We start from the raw sequence: 20,004 nt of genomic DNA, 5'->3' as shown, positions 1-20,004 counted from the left end.
TCCGGCATTGTGCACTGCAGCATTCATTGACACGTACCGGTTAACGCGTCGCAAAACAATGCCCGTCTATCGCTTCCGTTCCCATTTAGCGAACAAAAGATGACGACGGTGCGAAATCTGGCGTGATCACCTAACGGTTTGAGATAAAAGGTGAAATGTCAGCCTTGCGGCAAAATAATGGCACTTGCCGCGCGCTGCCACATTTTTAATCATCAGGCGCTTGCTTAGCCGGGTCTAAAGGAGCTTGAAGGACGCTGACCGGGTCGCGCCCAAGTAAAACGCCAAGCTTGGCCGCGCATCTTTGGGGACGCGCGGCCTTTGAGCCAAATCGTTGATTTTACGCAGGTATCTTGACGACCACCTCGGTCTTCTCGCCGGCCTTCGGCTCGAAAGATCCCGATTTTGTCTTCGAACCATTGACTTCGAGCGAGATCGACTTGGTCTTTTTGTCGCGGATGACGCGGACCTTGATTTCGCCGTCGAGCAGTTTGAGCGTCGCCGCGTAGCCGTCCCAGTGTCCAGGCAGCTTCGGCCTAAACGTGATCTGCTTGCCGCGCCGCTCGATGCCCAGGATTCCCTCGACAGCCGCCCGGTAGAGCCACCCTGCCGAGCCCGTGTACCAGGTCCAGCCGCCGCGCCCGCCTTTTCCTTCGCCGGCGTAGATGTCGGCCGCCACCACATAAGGCTCGACGCGGTAATGCTCGGCCGCGGCCTCGTCCGAGGCGTGGTTGACCGGGTTCAGCATCGAGAAGCAACGATAGGCCTCGTCGGTGCGACCCATCTCGGCCAGCGCGATCACGAACCAGGTGGCGGCATGCGTGTACTGGCCGCCATTCTCGCGCACGCCGGGCGGGTAGCTCTTGATGTAGCCGGGATCCTGCTCGCTGTTCGAGAAGGGCGGCGTGAACAGCTTGACGATCTTGAGCTTGTCGTCGACGAGCATTTTCGTCGCCTGCTCCATGGCCGTGGTCGAGCGCGCCGGGTCGCCCTCGCCAGAGAGCACGCTCCAGGATTGGGCGATGGAGTCGATCTTGCACTCGTCGGAGCTTCGCGAGCCGAGCGGCGTGCCGTCGTCGAAGCTGCCGCGCCGGTACCACTGACCATCCCAGGCAGTGCTCTCCAGCGCCCGCTTCAACACCTCCGCGTGCTTCGCCCAGGCCTGCGCCCGCTTGGCATCGCTCTGTCCCTTGGCGACTGGGGCGAAGTCGCCCAGCGTCTTCAAGAGGAACCAGCCCAGCCACACGCTCTCGCCCTTGCCGCCCTCGCCGACACGGTTCATGCCGTCGTTCCAGTCGCCGCCCAGGATCAGAGGCAAGCCGGCCGGGCTGCTGCGCTTGATGGCAAGGTCGAGCGCCCGCGCGCAGTGGTCGTAGAGCGAAGCAGTGGTCTTGGTGATCTCGGGCGTGAAGAAGGCGTCGTGCTCACCCTCGCCGAGTTCCTGCCCGTCGATGAAGGGGATCTGCTCCTTGAGGATCGCGGCATCGCCCGTCACCTCGACGTAGCGGGCGGTGGCGTGCGCCAGCCAAACCACGTCGTCGGAGATCATGGTGCGCACGCCGGCATCGGTGCGCGGCAGCCACCAGTGCTGCACGTCGCCTTCCTGGAACTGCCGGCGGGCGGCGTTGAGGATCTGATCGCGCGCCAGCTTCGGATCGTGCGACAGCAAGGCCAGCGTGTCCTGCAACTGATCGCGGAAGCCAAAGGCGCCGCTCGCCTGGTAGAAGGCCGAGCGGGCGCGGATGCGGCAGGCAAGGCTCTGGTAAGGCAGCCAGTGATTGACCATGGCGTTGAGCGCCTTGTCCGGCGTCTCGACCTGGATGGTGTCGAGGAAGCCGCGCCAGACGCGTTCGTTGTCGGCCAGGCGATGGTCGAAATCCTTGCCGCGATGGGCTTGCACCAAGGCGCTCGCCTCGGCAGTGGTGGCCGCGTCGCCGAGCAGCCAGAACAGCGTCACGTCGCCGCCGGCTGGAATGTCGACGTCGCTGGCGATCACCGCGCAGGGATCGTCGCCGGCCTCGACGCGGCCGGACAGGGCGACTCCGCCGAGCACGGCCTGCGGATATTCGGTCGTGCCGTGCCTGCCGATGAACTCCGCGCGATCGGCGGTCACCGAATGGACAGGAGCCGTGGCGGCGAGGAAAGCCACCCGCTCGCCGAAATCGAGCCCATAGGGGTTCTGCGCCAGCATGGCGCCGGTCGCGGCGTCCCGCGACGGCACGATGGTCGCCGCCGTGCGCGAGCGATGGCCGCCGAGCACCCATTCGGCATAGGCATAGACGCGCAGCCTTGCCGGCGCCGGGCCGGCATTCTGGATGCGCAGCCGGGTGATCTTGACCGGATCCACCGGGTCGACCACCTGCGTCAGGTCCATCGACAGCGGCCCGCGCTTCGAGCGGAAGGTAGAAAAACCCTGTCCGTGCCAGGTCTCGTAGGTCATCGAGGGATCGCGCACCACGGCGGCCATGGGTGAGAACGCCTTGCCGCTCAACTGATCGTAAATATAGAAGCCCTCACCAGGCTGGTTCGACACCGGGTCGTTGGACCAAGGCGTCAGCTGATAGTCGCGGCTATTGCGACTCCAGGTGAAGCCCGCGCCTTCGGCCGAAACGTGGAAACCGAAGGAAGCATTGGAGATGACGTTGATCCAGGGCTGCGGCGTCGTGCGGCGTCCGGTCAGCCGCGTCACATAGTGGCGGCCATCGCCCTCGAAGCCGCCGAAACCGTTCCAGAGGGTGAGGCCGGCGCCGTCGGCCGCGATATCGGCTCCCTGGCTTGCCGGCGTCGGCTCAGGCAATGATGGCGACGGCTGGCGGGCCGGAATGCCTTCCCCTTGTTGCAGGGCGTCGCGGGCCTGCAATGCCGCCGTCTCCGCTCGCTCGAGCTGGTCGAAGATGGTGCCGTTGCGGGTGTGGAGCGCGACGCGCGCGACCGACAACAAGGTCTTGTAGGTCGGCTCGTCCATCAGGTCGCGGCGCACGGCGAAGATGTGCTGGCGGGGCCCAAGCTCGCGGCCACGCAGGCGGCTGTTCTCGCACAGCGTTTCCACCGCGCGCTGCAGATCCTGCACGTAGGAGGAGGCCTGCTCGTTGACGACGACGAAGTCGATCATCATGCCGCGGGCGCGCATATACTCCTGGAAGCGCAACGCCTGGGCGACGATCTCGAGATCGGCGACGTCGCCGATGCGCACCAGGAAGATCGGGAAATCGCCGGAGATGCTGGTCGGCCAGAGGCTCGACTGGCGGCCGAGACCGGACGCGATGGATTCAGCCGGCAGGCGCAGGAACGGATCGGGATAGATCAGGTAGCGCGCCAGCTTCTGCACATTGGCGGCGTCGGTCAGGCTGAGGCCGAGATGACGCGTCTGCACCTGGCTGCGCGTCCAGGCGAGCATCGCCTGGCGGGCGAAGCTTTCCTGATGGTCGAGGCGGCCGATCGCCTCGTCGAGTTCGCCGCGGTTGGCACCGACGACGGTCCAGAAGGTCAGTGAGATCTTCTTGTTCGCCGGCACGCGCACCTGGCGGCGGAGCGCCGCCACCGGGTCGAGCGTGAAGCCCTGGTTGCCGGCAAGCCTGAAGCCGGGATCGAAAGCCACGGCATCCGCAATGGTGCGGCCGCGGCCGATGAAGGCGCGCCGGTCGGTCTCGGCCTCGGCGTCGCGCGAGGGGCCCGACGGATCGGTGACGAAATGCACCATGGTGAGGTCGGGTTCGTTCTTGTCGCGCTTGCGCCTGGTGGCGAAGATCGCGCCGTTGTTCGCGGCGATCTCGGTCTCGACGAACATCTTCGAGAACGCCGGATGGGCGTTGTCCGAGGCCTCGTTGCCCAGCACCAGCTCGGCGAAGGAGGTCACCTCGATATGCCGGTCGGTGGCGCCGTCATTGTAGAGCGTGATGCGGCGGCCCTCGCCGTTGCCTTCCGAAATCACGATGCATTCGACTTCCGAACGCAGCGCGCCGACCGACTTGGTGAAGCTCGCCTTGTCGTCGGCGAACAGCGTCTGCACGCGTTCGTTCTCGGCGCGCTTCGGCTCGGCCGTCGCCGACCACCAGTCACCGGTCGCGGCGTCGCGCAGGAAGATGTAGGAGCCCAGGCGGTCCACGCTCGGGTCCGGCTGCCAGCGGGTGACGGCCAGCTCGCCGAAGCGGCTGTAGCCGGAGCCGGTGGCGGTGACCATGACCGAGTAACGGCCGTTGGACATGACGTTGGTCGCGCGCAGCGCCTTTATCGGATCGAGGATGATGCGGCTGTCGGGGCTCTCCGTCTCGGTTTCGTCCTTCGACCGCTCGTCGGCCTCGGTCCGGACCGTGGCGGCCGGGATGTCGCGCGGCGCCTTCTCCTGCAGGAGCAATTCGGCCGACTCGATCACCGGATCGCTGTGGAAGCGCTCGCGCAGCCGGCCCTCGAATATGGCATCCGCCACGGCGGCGATCGACATGCCGGAATGGTGGGCCATGTAGTTCTGCACCACGGCGTGGTCGGTGCCTTCCGGCACGCGCTGCGGCGTGAAATCGACCGCGTCGTAAAAGCCGTGGCGGCCGAGCGCGCCGATCGAGCGCAGCCGCATCAGATTCTGCACCGCCTCGCGCGGGTTGAACTGCGCCGCTAGGATCGTGGCGTAAGGCGCGATCACGGTGTTCTGGCCAAGGCCGCGCTTCAGGCCGAGGCCGGGCACGCCGAAATTGGTGTACTGATAGGTGAGCTCGCGGTCGCGGGCATTATAGGCCGCCTCAGAAATGCCCCAGGGCACGTTCTTCGAGCGCGCATACTGGATCTGGCGCTTGATGATGAGCTTGCTGGTCTGGTTGAGGATCGAGCCCGGCGCCTCCTTCATCACCAGCGGCGGCATCAGATACTCGAACATCGAGCCCGACCAGGACATCAGCGCGCCCCGGAAGCCGATCTCGACGATCGGGCGGCCAAGCCGGAACCAGTGCTCCGTCGGCAGGTCGCCCTTGGCGATGGCGAACAGGCTGGTCAGCCGCGCCTCGGAGGCGAGCAGGTCGTAGCAGCTTTCGTCAAGCTGGTGCTCCTCGACACGGTAGCCGATCGACAGCAGCTTGCGCTCCTGCCGCATCAGGAAGGAGAAATCCATCTCGAAGGCATAGCGGCGGCAACGCTCGCGCAGCGCGAGCAGCTTGGCGCGGAGCGCCGATACCGCGCTTTCGTCATTGTGCGAATCGTGCACATGCGCCTCGCACGTCGCCTCCAGCCTCGCCGCCCAGTCGGCGATGACATCGCTCTTCGGCGACGCCGCCTCGGTGTGGATGGCGGTGGCGAGCTTGCGGATCTCGCCGGCAAGCACCGCGAGGTTGATGGTGCGGATCGAGGCCATCTCGGGCTGCGCCTTGATGGTCATCACCGCGCGGCGCATGCCGTCGAGGCGGTCGGCAAGCCGCTGGCGCAGCGGCCGCAGCTGCCGGCGGTCGTCGGGCAGGTCTTCCAGGCTTTCGTCGAGGATGGTGACGGTGTCGAGGATGCCCTCGAAATCGCCCTGCAAATGGACGGAAGGCGCCTCGGCCCATTCGGCGCAGGCGGCGGCGACCGCGACCAGGTGGCCGGCAAGGTTGCCGCTATCCACCGCCGAAATATAGAGCGGATAGAGCGGCTTCAGCGTCGTCGTGTCGTACCAGTTGTAGAGATGCCCGCGGTCGCGCGGCATGCTCTCGATGGTGGTCATCGTGGCGTCGATGCGGGTGATGGCGTCCGACAGGCTGACCCAGCCGAAATCGCGCGCCGACACGATCGACAGCAGGTAGACGCCGATATTGGTCGGCGAAGTGCGCGGCGCCACCACCGGCGCCGGGCTTTCCTGGAAATTGTCGGGCGGCAGATGGTGATGCTCGGCCGTCACGAAGGTTTCGAAATAATGCCAGGTGCGGCGCGCCACGGTGCGCAGCGCATGGATGTCGGAGGCCGAAATGCGCAACCTGTCCTCGGTTTCGGCCGAGCGGCTGATCCAGCAGGCGACGGCGGGCGAGCCGATCCAGAAAATCGCGAAGAAGAAGGCGACGAACGCGCCGGTGGAATCGGCCAGCACCGGAACGGCAAGGCCAACGACGCCGATGATCACGGCGCCGTACATCATGCTGTAATAGGAGCCGAGATCGCTGCCGCCGCTCTTGTGCGCCTGCGATGCGGTGCGCCACTCCAAAAGGTTCTGGCGGCTGACGAAGAGCCTGTAGAGCGTACGGACGACAGCGTCGCCCATCATCCAGGCGAGATGCGCCATCAACAGCACCTTCAACGCCACCAGCGCGGTGCCGAACACGGTATCGCGGGCTAAAGCCGAGAAATGGCCGCGCGGGGTCTGGTCCCCGCTCTTGGGCAAGATGCCATTCACGATGTCGAAGGTCGGCGCCATGAACAGGCTGAGGATCAACAGCGCCTGCCACTGCGCGGCCTGCGTGAAAGGCAGCAGCGTCCAGCCGGCGATACAGGCCATCACCCAGAAGATCGGGGTCAGCGAGCGACGCAGATTGTCGACCATCTTCCAGCGCGACAGCGCCGGCACGCCGGAGCGGGGGTCGAACATGAAGCCGAGCAACTGCCAGTCGCCGCGCGCCCAGCGATGATGACGCGAGGCGTCGACGGAGTAGCGGGTCGGATAGTCCTCGACCAGCTCGACGTCGGTGACGAGCGCCGCGCGCGCCAGGGCGCCTTCGAGCAGATCGTGGCTGAGGATGGTGTTTTCCTCGATGCGGCCCTTCAGCGCCGCTTCGAAGGCATCGACATGGTAGAGGCCCTTGCCGGTGAAGGAACCGTCGCCGAAGACGTCCTGATAGACGTCGGAGACGGCAAAGACGTAAGGGTCGAGGCCGCGATTGGCCGAGAAGACGCGCTGGAAGAAGGAGGCGTCGTCGCCGCTGGTAAGCGATGCCGTGATGCGCGGCTGCAGGATGGTATAGCCGGCGCTGACAACACGCTTCGCCGCGTCGAAATGCGGACGGTTCAGCGGATGCGAGAGCTTGCCGACCAGCGTCGAGACGGCGTCGCGCGTGGTACGCGTGTCGGCATCGAGCGTCATGACGTAGGTGACTTTTTCCGGCAGCGGCACATCGAGCGGCAGGAAGGTGGTGTCGCTGTCGCCGCGCAGCAGGAGATTGAGCTCGTGCAGCTTGCCGCGCTTGCGCTCCCAGCCCATCCAGCAGCCCTGCGCCTGGTTGTAGAGCCGGCGGCGGTGCAGGAGATAGAAGCGGGGCGCGCCTTCGGACGGGTAACGGGCGTTCAGCCTGGCGATCTCGTCGCGGGCATATTGAAGGATCTCGATGTCGGCGGCGTCGATCTCGGTCTTGGAATCCGGCCAGTCGGACAGCAGCGCGAAATGAATTTCTTCCGCCGTGTTGGCGAGATGATGCACCTCGATGTTGCGGATGTTTTCCTCGACGTCGTCGCGCGAGCCGATCAGCGAGGGCACCACGACCAGGGTGCGCGCCTCCGCAGGGATGCCGTGCTTGTAGTCGTAGCCGACGAGTCGCGTCGGCTTGAGGAAGAGCGCCACGACGGTGTTGAAGAAGGCCAGTGCGCCTTCGCTGGCAGGCACCGCGAACAGGGCCAGCATCAGCGTGATCGACTCCGCCGAGAGGCCGAGATGGGCAAGCGCATTGCCGGACAGCACAAGCAGCAGCACCGTCAGCAGGAAGACCGGCACGACGATGCCCAGCCAGCCGGTGGCGGCAAAGGCGCGCTTGAGGGTGACATAGAAGGGAGCCCGGTAGCCGATCGCCTGCTCCAGTTCCTGGCGACGCGGCCCGACCAGGAAGAAGCCGACATCGGTATGCACGGAGGGATCGGCAGTCTCGGGCACGCCGGACGCATCGGTGAGCCCGGGCGTGTGGCCTGCAAGCTCGATCGCCTTTTCGGCGACGCGGTATTCGGAAAGTTCGGAACGGCGTGCGAGCTGCTCGATCGCGGTGCGGTACTGGTCGCGCGAGAAGAAATCGAGCGCGGCGAAGTCGGTCTTCTGGCGCAGCAAGGTGTCGATGCGGCTGACGCCCTCGAACCAGACCGTCCAGTCGACGTCGTTGATGAGACGCAGACCGCGGATGATGTTGCCGGTGGTGACGTTGCCGCTGGACAGCGTCTGATGCTCGGAGATGATGATCTCCTCGGCGTCGGAGCCGGTCTTCTCGAGCTCGCCCTCCAGCCATTCCAGCGCCCGGCCGGCATTCTGCGAGCCGTCGCGCAGGCGGTAGAGGAGCTGGGTGGCGAAAGTCGTGTCCTGCGCATGCGTTGCATAGTGCGACAGGATCCTGGTCCGGTCGGCATTGTCGTCGGTCGCGAGCACGCGGTCGGCGACCTCATTGGCGATCTGACGCATCTGCCTGGTGCGGTTGACGCGCACCGCGATGCGGCGGAGATTTTCGATCAGCACGAATCGCAGCAGCGACGGCAGCGCCCAGAGCTCGCCGATCTTCAGCGGCTCGACCGACTGGAAGCCCTCGACGATGGCCTTGAACATGGTCGCCGAGACCGCGCTGTCGGAATGCTGGACATAGCTCCAGGCGACGGCAAAGGCGCGCGGCAGGACGGTGCCGTCGGCAAGCTTGAGCGTCGGCAACTGACGGTAGAAGCGGCGCGGCAGGTCGCGCTTGACCTGGAAGATGGTCTCCTCGACCAAATAATTGTTGTCGAGCAGCCATTGCGCGGCGGGCGTGATCGTCTCGCCCTTGGCCTGCGCGGCATTGGTCGAACGGTAGACTTCGAGAATCTTCTTGGCGCTGTCGCGGATGCGGGCCTGGAACTCGAATGGCGAGAACCCGAACAATTCCCTGACTTCGCCATCGGCGAGCGCGGCGCCCAGGGCGCGCAGCCGGTCTTCTGGCAGGAAATTGGAGCGTACCGGCGCTTCCGTGACAATCGGGAAGCCAGCGCTTGTCTGTTCGATCTTGGTGGGGTTCGTCTGAATGTTCATCGATTATTCCGTAAGGCGGGCGCGATGCGGCGTGACCGCCACGGCAATGGCCCTAAAACCGGTTCAAATGCAATTGGTTGCATGGCAGGTCCGGTCGAAAGTTTGTTGCGCTCCACGATAGGGGCGTCCCCTTTCGACAACTCAAGGGCGAACGCCCCTCGCTTCCCGCCCCGGGTCCGTTCAGGGAAAGGATTCAGGCTTTTTCGTGATACATGCAAGGGGCCGGGCGATAATTCGCCCCTGCCGCGATCATGTTTGGCAACAGCCGTTAACCGTTGACGGCGAGATCTAAGAGTCTGACGACGAACAGATGCCCCTGCCCTTCGGGCTGCAGCCGCAGTTCCGGGCTATCCCGGTCGAGGATGAGCGCGTCGAGCGGGCCGAGGCTCGATACGCTGTCGGCAAAGACTTTCACGCCGCCATCGACCGGGAGAACGAGAGTCGTGCCGACGCTGTGCTCAACCCGCATTTCGTCCGAGAGCGACAGGCGCTCGACCGTGTGGGTCATCCGGCTCCGGCGAGTCATGACGTTGAGGTCGGTGATCGCGCCGCCGATCAGGGTGGCGCCGGTCGGCACGTCGCCAGGAAAGGACAGCGGCGCCGAGGCTGCGGTCAGCCACGACGCCGACCTGCCGGCAATCTCGAGCACGATGCCCTCGCCTTCCAGCACCGATAGAGTACGGTCGATGCCGGCAAAGCTGGAGAAGGGCCCGCTCGTCTCGACGCGGGCCATCGAGATGCGCCAGTCAAAATCGTCGAGCCCGGCACTGTGCGGCGAGACGGCGATCTCGGTGGTCGTGCCGCCACCATTCTTCCACGGCATGACGCGGTAGCCGGCGGCACGAAGGATACGCATCGCTTCAGCCCAGAATGCCCGGGAGATTGAGCTGATGCTCTTTGGCGCACTGGATGGCGATGTCGTAGCCGGCATCGGCATGGCGCATGACGCCGGTCGCCGGGTCGTTCCAAAGCACGCGCTCCAGGCGCCTCGCCGCATCGGCCGTGCCATCGGCGACGATCACCATGCCGGCATGCTGCGAGAAGCCCATGCCGACGCCACCGCCGTGATGCAGCGACACCCAGGTGGCTCCGGAGGCGGTGTTGAGCAGCGCGTTGAGCAGCGGCCAGTCGGAAATGGCGTCGGAGCCATCCTTCATCGCTTCGGTCTCGCGGTTCGGTGAGGCGACCGAGCCGGAATCGAGATGATCGCGGCCGATGACGACCGGCGCCTTGAGCTCGCCCTTGGCCACCATCTCGTTGAAAGCGAGGCCGAGCCGATGGCGGTCGCCGAGGCCGACCCAGCAGATGCGCGCCGGCAGGCCCTGGAAAGAGATGCGCTCGCGGGCCATGTCCAGCCAGTTGTGCAGGTGCGTGTTGCCGGGGGTGAGCTCGCGCACCTTAGCGTCGGTCTTGTAGATATCCTCCGGGTCGCCGGATAGGGCTGCCCAGCGGAACGGGCCGATGCCGCGGCAGAACAGCGGACGGATATAGGCCGGCACGAAGCCGGGGAAGGCAAAGGCGTTCTCAAAACCTTCGTCCTTGGCGACCTGGCGGATGTTGTTGCCGTAGTCGAGCGTCGGCACGCCGGCATTCCAGAACGCCACCATCGCCTCGACATGCTCGCGCATCGAGGCGCGTGCGGCCTTCTCGACTGCCTTGGGGTCCGAGACGCGCTTCTCGCGCCATTCGGCCATGGTCCAGCCCTTCGGCAGATAGCCGTTGATCGGGTCGTGCGCCGACGTCTGGTCGGTGAGGATATCGGGGCGGATGCCGCGCTTGAACATCTCCGGCACGATCTCGGCCGCATTGCCGAGCAGGCCAACCGATTTCGCCTCGCCGGCCTTCGTCCAGCGCTCGATCATTTCCATCGCCTCTTCGAGCGTCTCGGCCTTCTCGTCGACATAGCGGGTGCGCAGGCGGAAATCGATCGAGTCCGGATTGCATTCGATGGCGAGGCAGCACGCGCCGGCCATGACGGCAGCCAGAGGCTGGGCGCCGCCCATGCCGCCAAGGCCAGCGGTCAGGATCCACTTGCCCTTGAGGTTGCCGCCATAATGCTGGCGCCCGGCCTCGACGAAGGTCTCGTAGGTGCCCTGCACGATGCCCTGCGTGCCGATATAGATCCAGGAGCCGGCCGTCATCTGGCCGTACATCATCAGGCCCTTCCTATCGAGCTCGTTGAACTTCTCCCAGGTTGCCCAATGCGGCACGATGTTGGAGTTGGCGATGAGCACGCGCGGCGCATCTTTGTGGGTGCGAAAGACGCCGACCGGCTTGCCGGACTGGACCAGCAGCGTCTCGTCCTCGCCGAGCGTCTTCAGTGAAGCGGCGATGCGATCGAAATCATTCCACGTGCGCGCGGCCCGGCCGATGCCGCCATAGACGACCAGCTCGTTCGGGTTCTCGGCGACTTCGGGATCGAGATTGTTCATCAGCATGCGCAGTGGCGCTTCGGTCGTCCAATAGCGGGCGTTCAGCTTGTCGCCTCGCGGCGCGCGTACTTCGCGGATGTTGTGGCGTGGATCGGTCATATGGTCGCTTCCCTTTCGATGAGGTGCGGCGGGCGCGTCAGCGCGCTGCCCAGGCAATCGCGGTTTCGAGGATCTTCTTCAGCCTGGCGCGGATCGGCGCGGCGTAGGTGGCGTCGTAAGGCACCGGCCAGTTCTCCGGCGCCCCCTTTTCCGTGGGCTCGCGCATATAGCCGCGGTTGGAAAGCTCCATCTGCAGCGCGTGGACACCGTTCTGGGGTTGCCCGAAATGGCGCGTGATCCAGCCGCCCTTGAAGCGGCCATTGACCACCCAGGTCTCGCCGGTCGCGGCAAGGATGGCCGCTACCTTTTCCTGCAGCACCGGATCGCTGCTCTTGCCGTCATTGGTGCCGAGGTTGAAGACTGGCAGCGTGCCTTCGAACAGGCGCGGCAGCACCGAGCGGATCGAGTGGCAGTCGTAGAGAACAATCTTCTCGTGCATGCCGCGCAGCCGGTCGATCTCCGCCTGCAGGGCGGCGTGGTAGGGTTTGAAATAGGCCTCGCGGCGCCTGTCGATCTCGGACGGTGTCGGCTCCTCGCCCATGCGATAGAGCGGATCGCCGTCGAAGGTATCCGTCGGGCACAGGCTAGTCGTCGCCTGTCCGGGATAGAGCGAAACGCCGGATGGGTCGCGGTTGACGTCGATGACGGTGCGCGAGATGGCGGTGTGGACGACCGTGGCGCCAAGATCGGTGGCGAAATCATAGAGCTTGTCGATCCACCAGTCGCAATCGCGGCGGCCGAGCCAGGGCGAGACCAGCCGGGCTTCGAGGCCGGCGAGCTCGATGCCGGTGTGCGGGATCGAGACCAGCAGGGGTGCTGTGCCACGTGTGATGGTGAGCCAGTTGGGCGAGGTCATGAAAGATCTCCCTGCGCTGGAGCTCTACGGCGCCCCCCTCTGCCCTGCCGGGCATCTCCCCCACTTGGGGGGAGATTGGCCGTCACCTTGGCTTTCGCCAATCTCCAGCGTCGCAGGAATGAGCGGGGCGCCGAAACCGCCAATCTCCCCCCTTGTGGGGGAGATGTCCGGCAGGGCAGAGGGGGGCGCGAAGGATCGCGGCCTATCAGGGCGTTCGATCTCACGACGCAATTCCCGGCAGCTTCACCCCACTTGCCGCATTCACCGCCGCGCCGCTGCGCACCATGGCGATCGCCTTTTCCATGTCCGGGTGGAAGTGCCGGTCGTTGTCGAGATGCGGCACCTCCGCCCGAACCAGCTTGCGCACCGCCTCCAGAGCATCGCTCGAAGCAAGCGGGGCGTGGAAATCGCAACCTTGCGTCGCCGCCAGGAGTTCGATGCCGATGACGGCGGTCGCATTCTCGATCATGCCGAGCAGTCGGCGCGCGCCATGCGCGGCCATCGAGACATGGTCTTCCTGGTTGGCCGAGGTCGGGATCGAATCGACGCTCGCCGGATAGGCCTTCTGCTTATTTTCCGAAACAAGGGCGGCCGCCGTTACCTGCGGGATCATGAAACCGGAATTCAGGCCCGGCTTCGGCGTCAAAAAGGCCGGCATGCCGGAGAGCGCCGGATCGACCAGCATGGCGATGCGCCGCTCCGACAGCGAGCCGATCTCGCAGACGGCGAGCGCGATCATGTCGGCGGCGAAGGCCACCGGTTCGGCGTGGAAATTGCCGCCCGAGAGCGCGGTGTCGTCCTCGGCGAAGATCAGCGGATTGTCGGTGACGCCGTTGGCTTCAGTCTCGAGCGTGTCGGCCGCCTTGCGCAGCACGTCGAGGGCAGCACCCATCACCTGCGGCTGGCAGCGCAGGCAGTAGGGGTCCTGCACGCGCTCGTCGCCGACCCGGTGCGATTCACGGATGGCGCTGCCGGCCATCAGGTTGCGCAGCGCATCCGCCGTCTCGATCTGGCCGCGATGCTTACGCAGCAAATGAATGCGCGGATCGAAGGGGGCGTCGGAGCCACGGGCGGCGTCGGTCGACAGCGCGCCGGCGACCAGGGCCGACTGGTAAAGCGTCTCGGCATCGAACAGGCCGGCGAGCGCGAAGGCGGTCGAAAACTGCGTGCCGTTGAGCAGCGCCAGGCCTTCCTTGGCGCCGAGCGTCACCGGTTCGAGCCCGTGCGAGACGAAGGCGACCTTGGCGGGGAAGCGGCCGTGCGGAGTGAAGCATTCGCCGACGCCGATCATCACCGACGTCATATGCGAGAGCGGCGCGAGGTCGCCTGAGGCGCCGACCGAGCCTTGCGCCGGCACCACCGGGATGACATCGTTGGCGAGCATCCCCTGAAGCAGATCGATGGTCGCGGCCTTTACACCGGACGCGCCCTGGGCGAGGCTGGCAAGCTTCAGCGCCATCATCAGCCGCACCACCGCGACGGGCATCGGCTCGCCGACGCCCGCGGCATGCGAGAGCACGATATTGCGCTGGAGCGTTTCGAGATCGTTTTCCGGGATGCGGACGCTGGCCAATTTGCCGAAGCCTGTGTTGATGCCATAGACCGGCTCGCCCTTGGCGAGGATGCGCGCGACCGCCTCCGCGCTGGCCTTGATCTTCGGCCGGCAGGCATCGTCGAGCTTTGGCACGGCGCCGCGATAGATGGCGCGCCAGTCGGCAAGCGTCGCGCTGCCGGGCTTCAGGATCAGTTCGGTCATTGTCCTCTCCAGATGCGGGCATGGAGCGGGTTGAAGCCCATGCGGTAGACGAGTTCGGCCGGACGCTCGATGTCCCAGATGGCAAGGTCGGCCGATTTGCCGGCTTCCAGCGTGCCGGTCTTGTCGAGCAGACCCAGCGCGCGGGCCGCCTCGCGGGTGACGCCGGCGAGGCATTCGTCGACGGTCATGCCAAAGAGCGTCGCGGCCATGTTCATGGTGAGCAGCAGCGAGGTGAGCGGCGAAGTTCCTGGATTGCTGTCGGTGGCGACCGCCATTTTCACGCCGTGGCGGCGGAACAGGTCGACCGGCGGCTTCTTGGTCTCGCGGATGAAATAGTAGGCGCCGGGCAGGATCGTCGCCACGGTGCCGGCCTTGGCCATCGCCGCGGCGCCCTCCTCGTCCGTATATTCGAGATGGTCGGCCGACAGCGCGCCATAGTGCGCGGCAAGTGCCGCGCCATGCAGGTTTGACAACTGGTCGGCGTGGAGTTTCACCGGCAGGCCGAGGGCCTTCGCCTTGTCGAAGACGCGCGCGATCTGCTCAGGCGAAAAAGCGATGCCCTCGCAAAAACCGTCGACGGCATCGGCGAGGTCTTCGGCGGCAATGGCAGGCAGGATCGTGCCGGCGACGAGGTCGATGAAGGCGTCCTTGTCACCCTTGGCCTCGGGCGGCAGCGCGTGGGCGGCGAGACAGGTCGTGCGAACCGTGACCGGCCGCTCGCCGTCAAGCCGGCGGGCGGCGCGCAGCGATTTCTTCTCGTTGTCGGCATCGAGGCCATAGCCCGACTTGACCTCGACGGTGGTAACGCCTTCGGCGATCAGCGCGTCGAGGCGCGGCAGCGTCTGGGCGACGAGTTGGTCTTCGCTCGCGGCGCGCAGCGACTTGACGGAGGAGATGATGCCGCCCCCAGCGCGGGCCACTTCTTCATAAGTGGCGCCGGCCAGCCGCATTTCGAATTCGTTGGCCCGGTTGCCGGCATAGACAAGATGCGTGTGGCAGTCGATCAGGCCCGGCGTGATCCAGCGGCCCTCGCAATCAACGCTCTCGACGCCTTGCCCGAATGAGGCCGGCATGTCGGCTTCGGCTCCAGCATAGACAATGAGCCCATCGCGCGCGGCTATTACACCCTTTTCGACGATGCTGAGGCCCGCGCTCTCGGCCATGGTCGCCAGCCGCGCATTGTGCCAGAGACGAAAGCCGCTCTTCCCGTTTGCTCCACCCATCATCTTTTCCATTTGAAAGGATGACGATTATGTATATACATATTGGAGCGCGACGCAAGTGATAATGTCGCTCGGGCATTCAGATTCGGGAGTTTGACGTGACGGCGATCTTTGCGGAACAGGCGCTGCTGCCAGAGGGCTGGCAAGGCAATGTGAGGATCGCTTTCGACGGCGGACGCATAAGCGCGGTCGAAGCCGGCGCCTCTCCGCAGGCCGGCGACGAGCGCCATGCCATTCTGCTCTCCGGCATGCCCAACCTCCACAGCCACGCCTTCCAGCGCGGTATGGCGGGGCTGGCCGAATTGCGCGGACCTTCGGCTGACAGCTTCTGGAGCTGGCGCGAGGTGATGTACCGCTTCGCGCTGTCGATGACGCCGGACCAGGTCGAGGCAGTCGCGGCGCAGCTTTATGTCGAGATGCTGGAGGCGGGCTTCTCGCGCGTCGGCGAGTTCCATTATCTCCATCACGACCGCGACGGAACGCCTTATGCCAACATCGCCGAGATGGCGGAGCGGATCGCCGCTGCGGCCGGCGAGACCGGCATCGGGCTGACGCTGCTGCCGGTCTTCTACGCCCATTCCGCCTTCGGCGGCGCCGCGCCGAATGAGGGACAGCGGCGATTTTTCAATGATGTCGAGCGGTTCGGGCGTTTGCTTGAGAAAAGCCTCGAAAGCGTCTCTGGGCTGGAGCAAGCGGTCGTCGGCGTCGCGCCGCACAGCCTGCGCGCAGCGATCCCGGACGAGATCAATGCGATTGCGGCGATGGCGCCGAATGGCCCGATCCACATCCATGTCGCCGAGCAGATCAAGGAAGTCGAGGACTGCGTTGCCTGGTCCGGTGCTCGGCCTGTCGAATTCCTGCTGTCCAACGCCAAGGTGGATCAGCGCTGGTGCCTGATCCACGCCACGCATATGACCGAGGCCGAGACGATCGCTATGGCGAAGATTGGCGCGATCGCCGGGCTCTGCCCGATCACCGAGGCCAATCTCGGCGACGGCACCTTTGCCGCGCCGCAGTTCATCGAACAGGGCGGCCGTTTCGGTGTCGGCTCCGACTCCAACGTGTTGATCGGCCTGCCGGACGAGCTCAGGCAACTCGAATATTCGCAGCGGCTTGCCCATCGCGCCCGCAACGTGCTGGCGCGCGCCGGCGGCTCGACCGGCCGCGCGCTGTTCGATGCGGCGCTTGACGGCGGCAGTGTGGCGCTCGGCGCTGGTCTGTCAGCTATCACTGTCGGCAATCCGGCCGACCTGGTTTCGCTCGATGCCAGCCATCCCTCGCTTGCCGGCAAGTCCGGCGATGCGATCCTCGACGCTTGGATCTTCGCCAATGGCAGCAAGGTCGATTGCGTCTGGGTGCATGGGAAAAAGCATGTGAGCGGCGGTAGGCACGCGAAGCGCGAAGCGATCGCCCAGCGGTTCCGCGCGGTGATGACCGCCCTTTCCCAAGGCTGAGCAGGAAAAGCCCGATGAGCCTGGTTGAAACGGATGACGTGGAAGGTGGCGAGAGCATTTCGCTGCATCGGCGCATCCTGTCCGACATCCGCGAGAAAATCCTGTCCGGCGCCTGGGCGCCGGGCCACCGCATTCCGTTCGAGCACGAGTTGACGGCCGAATACAAATGCTCGCGCATGACGGTGAACAAGGCGCTGTCGCAGCTTGCCAAGGCTGGGCTGATCGAGCGCCGGCGCCGCTCGGGCAGCTTCGTGCGCCAGCCGCAGTCGCAGGCGGCGGTGCTGGAACTCCACGACATCAGGATCGAAGTCGAGGCGCTAGGCCTGCCCTATCGCTACGAGCGGCTGGAACGGCTGAAACGGCGCAGCAGCGCCGAGGACCGGTCGCTGCTCGGGCTTGCGGTCCCGGGTCCGGTGTTGTGGCTGGAAAGCCTGCATTTCGCCGGCGAACGGCCGTTCGCGCTCGAGCAGCGGCTGATCAATCTTTCAGCCGTAGCCGAGGCAGCCGGGGAAGAATTCCTCGAAATCGCGCCCGGCCCCTGGCTGATCGGCCGCGTGCCGTGGAGCGAAGCCGAGCACCGCATCCGAGCCATGGCCGCAGACGACACCATCGCCGACGCGCTCGACATCGACCCCGGCGCGCCCTGCCTGGTGGTCGAGCGTCGCACCTGGAGCGCGGAGCATCCAGTCACGCATGTGCGGTTCATCTATCCGGCGGAAAGCCACACGCTGGTGGCGCGGTTCACGCCCTCGCAGGGGTAGCGCAACATCCCTTCTCCCCTTGTGGGAGAAGGTGGATCGGCGCGCAGCGCCGAGACGGATGAGGGGTGCGCGACGGAGCTCGACATCAAAAAATCGTAGAATCGCAAGCGCTTACTCTTGCCACGCCGCGCTCCCGTCCAACACCCCTCATCCGGCCGCTTCGCGGCCACCTTCTCCCACAAGGGGAGAAGGCGAGGCCGGCGCTAAATCGCCGCCGTAATGATAATCTCGACCAGATATTCCGGGCCGGCAAGCTTGGCTTCGCCGGTGGCGCGGGCGGGCGTGTGGCCCTTCGGCACCCACTTGTCCCATTCGGAGTTCATTTCGGCGAAGGTGCTCATGTCGGCCAGCCAGATGATCGCCTGCACGATCTTGGTCTTGTCGGTGCCGGCCTTGGCCAGCAATTCGTCGATGGCCTTCAGGATGTCGCGGGTCTGCGAGGCGACATTGCCGCCCGGCTCGCCGACCTGGCCAGCCAGATAGACGGTGTTGCCGTGGATGACGATCTGGCTCATGCGCGGGCCGACATCGATGCGACGAATGCTCATGGGAGGTTCCTTCGTTATGGAGTCGCGCCTGTTTAGAGTCCGTGCCGGCTTCGGGCAAGGTCGATAGACGCGAAACCGCTTGAGCCAACCGCCCTTCCAGGCCCGGCTTATACACGGCGAGTTGACCGCCCGAGACCAATTCCGCCCGACCGACATGTTGACTAATGTAATAACATCACATATCGACAAGACCCCTTGAGTTTCACGGCCCGCCAGGATCGTCCGATGACCAATGCCTGCCTGACCTTCCGCGACCTGACGCTCGGCTACAACAGCCATCCCGCCATCCATCACCTCAACGGCATCGTCAGAAAGGGCTCGCTGACCGCCGTGGTCGGCGCCAACGGCTCGGGCAAGTCGACGCTGATGAAGGGCATTGTCGGCGTGCTGAAGCCGATGGAGGGCACGGTTGTCCGCGCTCCGGGCGTGCGCACCGCTTACTTGCCGCAGCAGTCGGAGCTTGATCGCAGCTTCCCCGCGCGCGTCGTCGACCTCGTATCGCTGGGTCTCTGGCCAAAGCGCGGCATGCTCGGCCGTTATACGAAGGAGGATCGCGAATCCGTCAGCAAGGCCCTGATGGCGGTCGGGCTCGGCGGCTTCGAGACGCGGCCGATCGACACGCTTTCCGGCGGCCAGCTGCAGCGCACGCTGTTTGCTCGCGTGCTGCTGCAGGACGCCGACCTCATCCTGCTCGACGAGCCGTTCAACGCCGTCGACGCCAAGACCGTCGGCGACCTCATCCAGTTGATAAAACGCTGGCATGGCGAGGACCGCACGATCATGGTCGTCGTGCACGACCTCGACCTCGTGCGGCAGAATTTCCCAGAGACGCTGCTGCTCGCCCGCCAGCCTGTCGCCTGGGGCGAAACGCGCGAGACGTTGCGGCCGGAAAACCTGCTCAAGGCCCGGCGTTTTCACGAGGCCTGGGAGGAGAATGCACCCTGGTGCGAGCCCAGCGAGCACGACCACAGCCATGGCGATGGGCATGATCACGACCATCATGATCACGCGCGCACGCAAGACCACCATCACGACCATGGCTCCGGGCCGAGGGCTGCATGATGGATTTCCTCTACGGCCTGCTCATCGCGCCCTTTGCCGATTTCGCCTTCATGCAGCGGGCACTGTTCGGCTCGCTGATGCTGTCGCTCGGCGCCTGCCCGGTCGGCGTCTTCCTGATGCTGAGGCGCATGAGCCTCTCGGGCGACGCTATGGCGCATGCCATCCTGCCGGGCGCCGCGGCCGGCTTCCTGCTCTATGGGCTCGAAATCCTGCCGATGACCATTGGCGGGCTGATTGCCGGCATCATTGTCGCGCTCGGCGCCGGTGCGGTCTCGCGCTTCACCATCCAACGCGAGGACGCCTCGATGGCGGCCTTCTATCTCATCTCGCTTGCGGTGGGCGTGCTGATGGTATCGATCCGGGGCTCCAGCGTCGACCTGATGCACGTGCTCTTCGGTACCGTGCTTGCGCTCAACAACGAGGCGTTGTCGCTTATCGGCGGCATCGTGGTGGTGACCTTGGCCAGCCTTGCCATCTTCTGGCGCGCGCTGGTCGCCGAATGCCTCGACCCGCTCTTCCTGCGCTCGGTGAGCCGCATGGGCAGCCCGGTGCATTTCATCTTTCTCGGGCTGGTCGTGCTCAATCTCGTCGGCGGCTTCCAGGCACTGGGCACGCTGCTGTCGGTCGGGCTGATGATGTTGCCCGCGGCCGCCGCCCGCTTCTGGACGGTGCGCGTCGAGCCGATGTGCGTGCTGGCGGTGCTGATCGGTTTCGCCTCCTGCATCGCCGGGCTGCTTTTGTCCTATCACGCGTCGCTGCCGTCCGGCCCGGCGATCATCCTTTCGGCCGGCGTCGTCTATTTCGTCTCGATCATGTTCGGCTCGCGCGGCGCGTTGCGCGCCCGCATCGTGCACCACCGCCACCGGACCGCCTGACCCCAATCCCCAAGCAAGGAGACC

11 protein-coding genes are annotated in these 20,004 nt (G+C 65.5%); 4 read left to right on the top strand and 7 right to left on the bottom strand.

Annotated elements, in window-relative coordinates:
* Nucleotides 1-337: 337 nt before the first annotated feature.
* The 6 genes from EJ071_RS23770 to hutI form a co-directional block, all read right to left on the bottom strand.
* Nucleotides 338-8,914: a glucoamylase family protein gene (locus EJ071_RS23770; RefSeq protein ID WP_126100046.1), complete on the bottom strand. Its 8,577-nt coding sequence runs from the start codon at nt 8,912-8,914 to the stop codon at nt 338-340.
* A 268-nt stretch (nt 8,915-9,182) separates the two neighbouring features.
* Nucleotides 9,183-9,770, bottom strand: coding sequence for a HutD family protein (locus EJ071_RS23765; RefSeq protein WP_126100045.1), 588 nt, complete (start codon nt 9,768-9,770; stop codon nt 9,183-9,185).
* 4 nt (nt 9,771-9,774) lie between these two features.
* Entirely contained in the window at nt 9,775-11,445 is a 1,671-nt protein-coding gene (hutU, locus tag EJ071_RS23760) for a urocanate hydratase (protein ID WP_126100044.1), read from the bottom strand.
* Between the two features lie 37 nt (nt 11,446-11,482).
* Entirely contained in the window at nt 11,483-12,301 is an 819-nt protein-coding gene (gene hutG / locus EJ071_RS23755) for an N-formylglutamate deformylase (RefSeq protein ID WP_126100043.1), read from the bottom strand.
* Between the two features lie 220 nt (nt 12,302-12,521).
* On the bottom strand, nt 12,522-14,057 hold the full coding sequence (gene hutH, locus EJ071_RS23745) for a histidine ammonia-lyase (protein WP_126100042.1): 1,536 nt from the start codon (nt 14,055-14,057) through the stop codon (nt 12,522-12,524).
* Nucleotides 14,054-15,280, bottom strand: a complete 1,227-nt coding sequence (gene hutI, locus EJ071_RS23740; protein ID WP_189521563.1) for an imidazolonepropionase — start codon at nt 15,278-15,280, stop codon at nt 14,054-14,056. Before hutI ends, hutH begins: the two co-directional genes overlap by 4 nt.
* Nucleotides 15,281-15,378: 98 nt before the next feature.
* Here hutI and EJ071_RS23735 point away from each other — a divergent pair, with 98 nt between their 5' ends.
* Together EJ071_RS23735 and hutC are read left to right on the top strand one after the other, a co-directional pair.
* Nucleotides 15,379-16,734 (top strand): formimidoylglutamate deiminase, encoded by a 1,356-nt coding sequence (locus tag EJ071_RS23735; protein WP_126100040.1) that lies wholly within the window; start codon nt 15,379-15,381, stop codon nt 16,732-16,734.
* Nucleotides 16,735-16,748: 14 nt separating this feature from the next.
* Entirely contained in the window at nt 16,749-17,495 is a 747-nt protein-coding gene (gene hutC, locus EJ071_RS23730; RefSeq protein ID WP_126100039.1) for a histidine utilization repressor, read from the top strand.
* Nucleotides 17,496-17,698: 203 nt separating this feature from the next.
* On the opposite strand, the gene EJ071_RS23720 is transcribed toward hutC, so the two are convergent.
* Nucleotides 17,699-18,043: a RidA family protein gene (locus EJ071_RS23720; RefSeq protein WP_126100037.1), complete on the bottom strand. Its 345-nt coding sequence runs from the start codon at nt 18,041-18,043 to the stop codon at nt 17,699-17,701.
* Between the two features lie 225 nt (nt 18,044-18,268).
* On the opposite strand from EJ071_RS23720, the gene aztA reads away from it, so the two are divergent.
* Together aztA and aztB are read left to right on the top strand one after the other, a co-directional pair.
* Complete coding sequence (aztA, locus tag EJ071_RS23715) at nt 18,269-19,105, top strand: zinc ABC transporter ATP-binding protein AztA (RefSeq protein ID WP_126100036.1); 837 nt, start codon at nt 18,269-18,271, stop codon at nt 19,103-19,105.
* The gene (gene aztB, locus EJ071_RS23710; protein WP_126102699.1) at nt 19,105-19,980 is read left to right on the top strand and encodes a zinc ABC transporter permease AztB; all 876 of its coding nucleotides are present in this window, start codon (nt 19,105-19,107) and stop codon (nt 19,978-19,980) included. The genes aztA and aztB overlap by 1 nt, the downstream gene beginning before the upstream one ends.
* Nucleotides 19,981-20,004: the final 24 nt, after the last annotated feature.

The organism is Mesorhizobium sp. M1B.F.Ca.ET.045.04.1.1, assembly GCF_003952465.1.
GTDB lineage: Bacteria > Pseudomonadota > Alphaproteobacteria > Rhizobiales > Rhizobiaceae > Mesorhizobium > Mesorhizobium shonense.
This window is presented reverse-complemented; position numbering and strand designations above follow the sequence as displayed.

Excerpts from the sequence above, each read along its gene's own strand:
- EJ071_RS23770 (WP_126100046.1), bottom strand. The coding sequence starts at position 8,914 with ATGAACATTCAGACGAACCCCACCAAGATCGAACAGACAAGCGCTGGC.
- hutC (WP_126100039.1), top strand. The coding sequence starts at position 16,749 with ATGAGCCTGGTTGAAACGGATGACGTGGAAGGTGGCGAGAGCATTTCG.
- hutU (WP_126100044.1), bottom strand. The coding sequence starts at position 11,445 with ATGACCGATCCACGCCACAACATCCGCGAAGTACGCGCGCCGCGAGGC.
- hutH (WP_126100042.1), bottom strand. The coding sequence starts at position 14,057 with ATGACCGAACTGATCCTGAAGCCCGGCAGCGCGACGCTTGCCGACTGG.
- aztB (WP_126102699.1), top strand. The coding sequence starts at position 19,105 with ATGGATTTCCTCTACGGCCTGCTCATCGCGCCCTTTGCCGATTTCGCC.
- hutI (WP_189521563.1), bottom strand. The coding sequence starts at position 15,280 with ATGGGTGGAGCAAACGGGAAGAGCGGCTTTCGTCTCTGGCACAATGCG.
- EJ071_RS23720 (WP_126100037.1), bottom strand. The coding sequence starts at position 18,043 with ATGAGCATTCGTCGCATCGATGTCGGCCCGCGCATGAGCCAGATCGTC.
- hutG (WP_126100043.1), bottom strand. The coding sequence starts at position 12,301 with ATGACCTCGCCCAACTGGCTCACCATCACACGTGGCACAGCACCCCTG.
- aztA (WP_126100036.1), top strand. The coding sequence starts at position 18,269 with ATGACCAATGCCTGCCTGACCTTCCGCGACCTGACGCTCGGCTACAAC.
- EJ071_RS23765 (WP_126100045.1), bottom strand. The coding sequence starts at position 9,770 with ATGCGTATCCTTCGTGCCGCCGGCTACCGCGTCATGCCGTGGAAGAAT.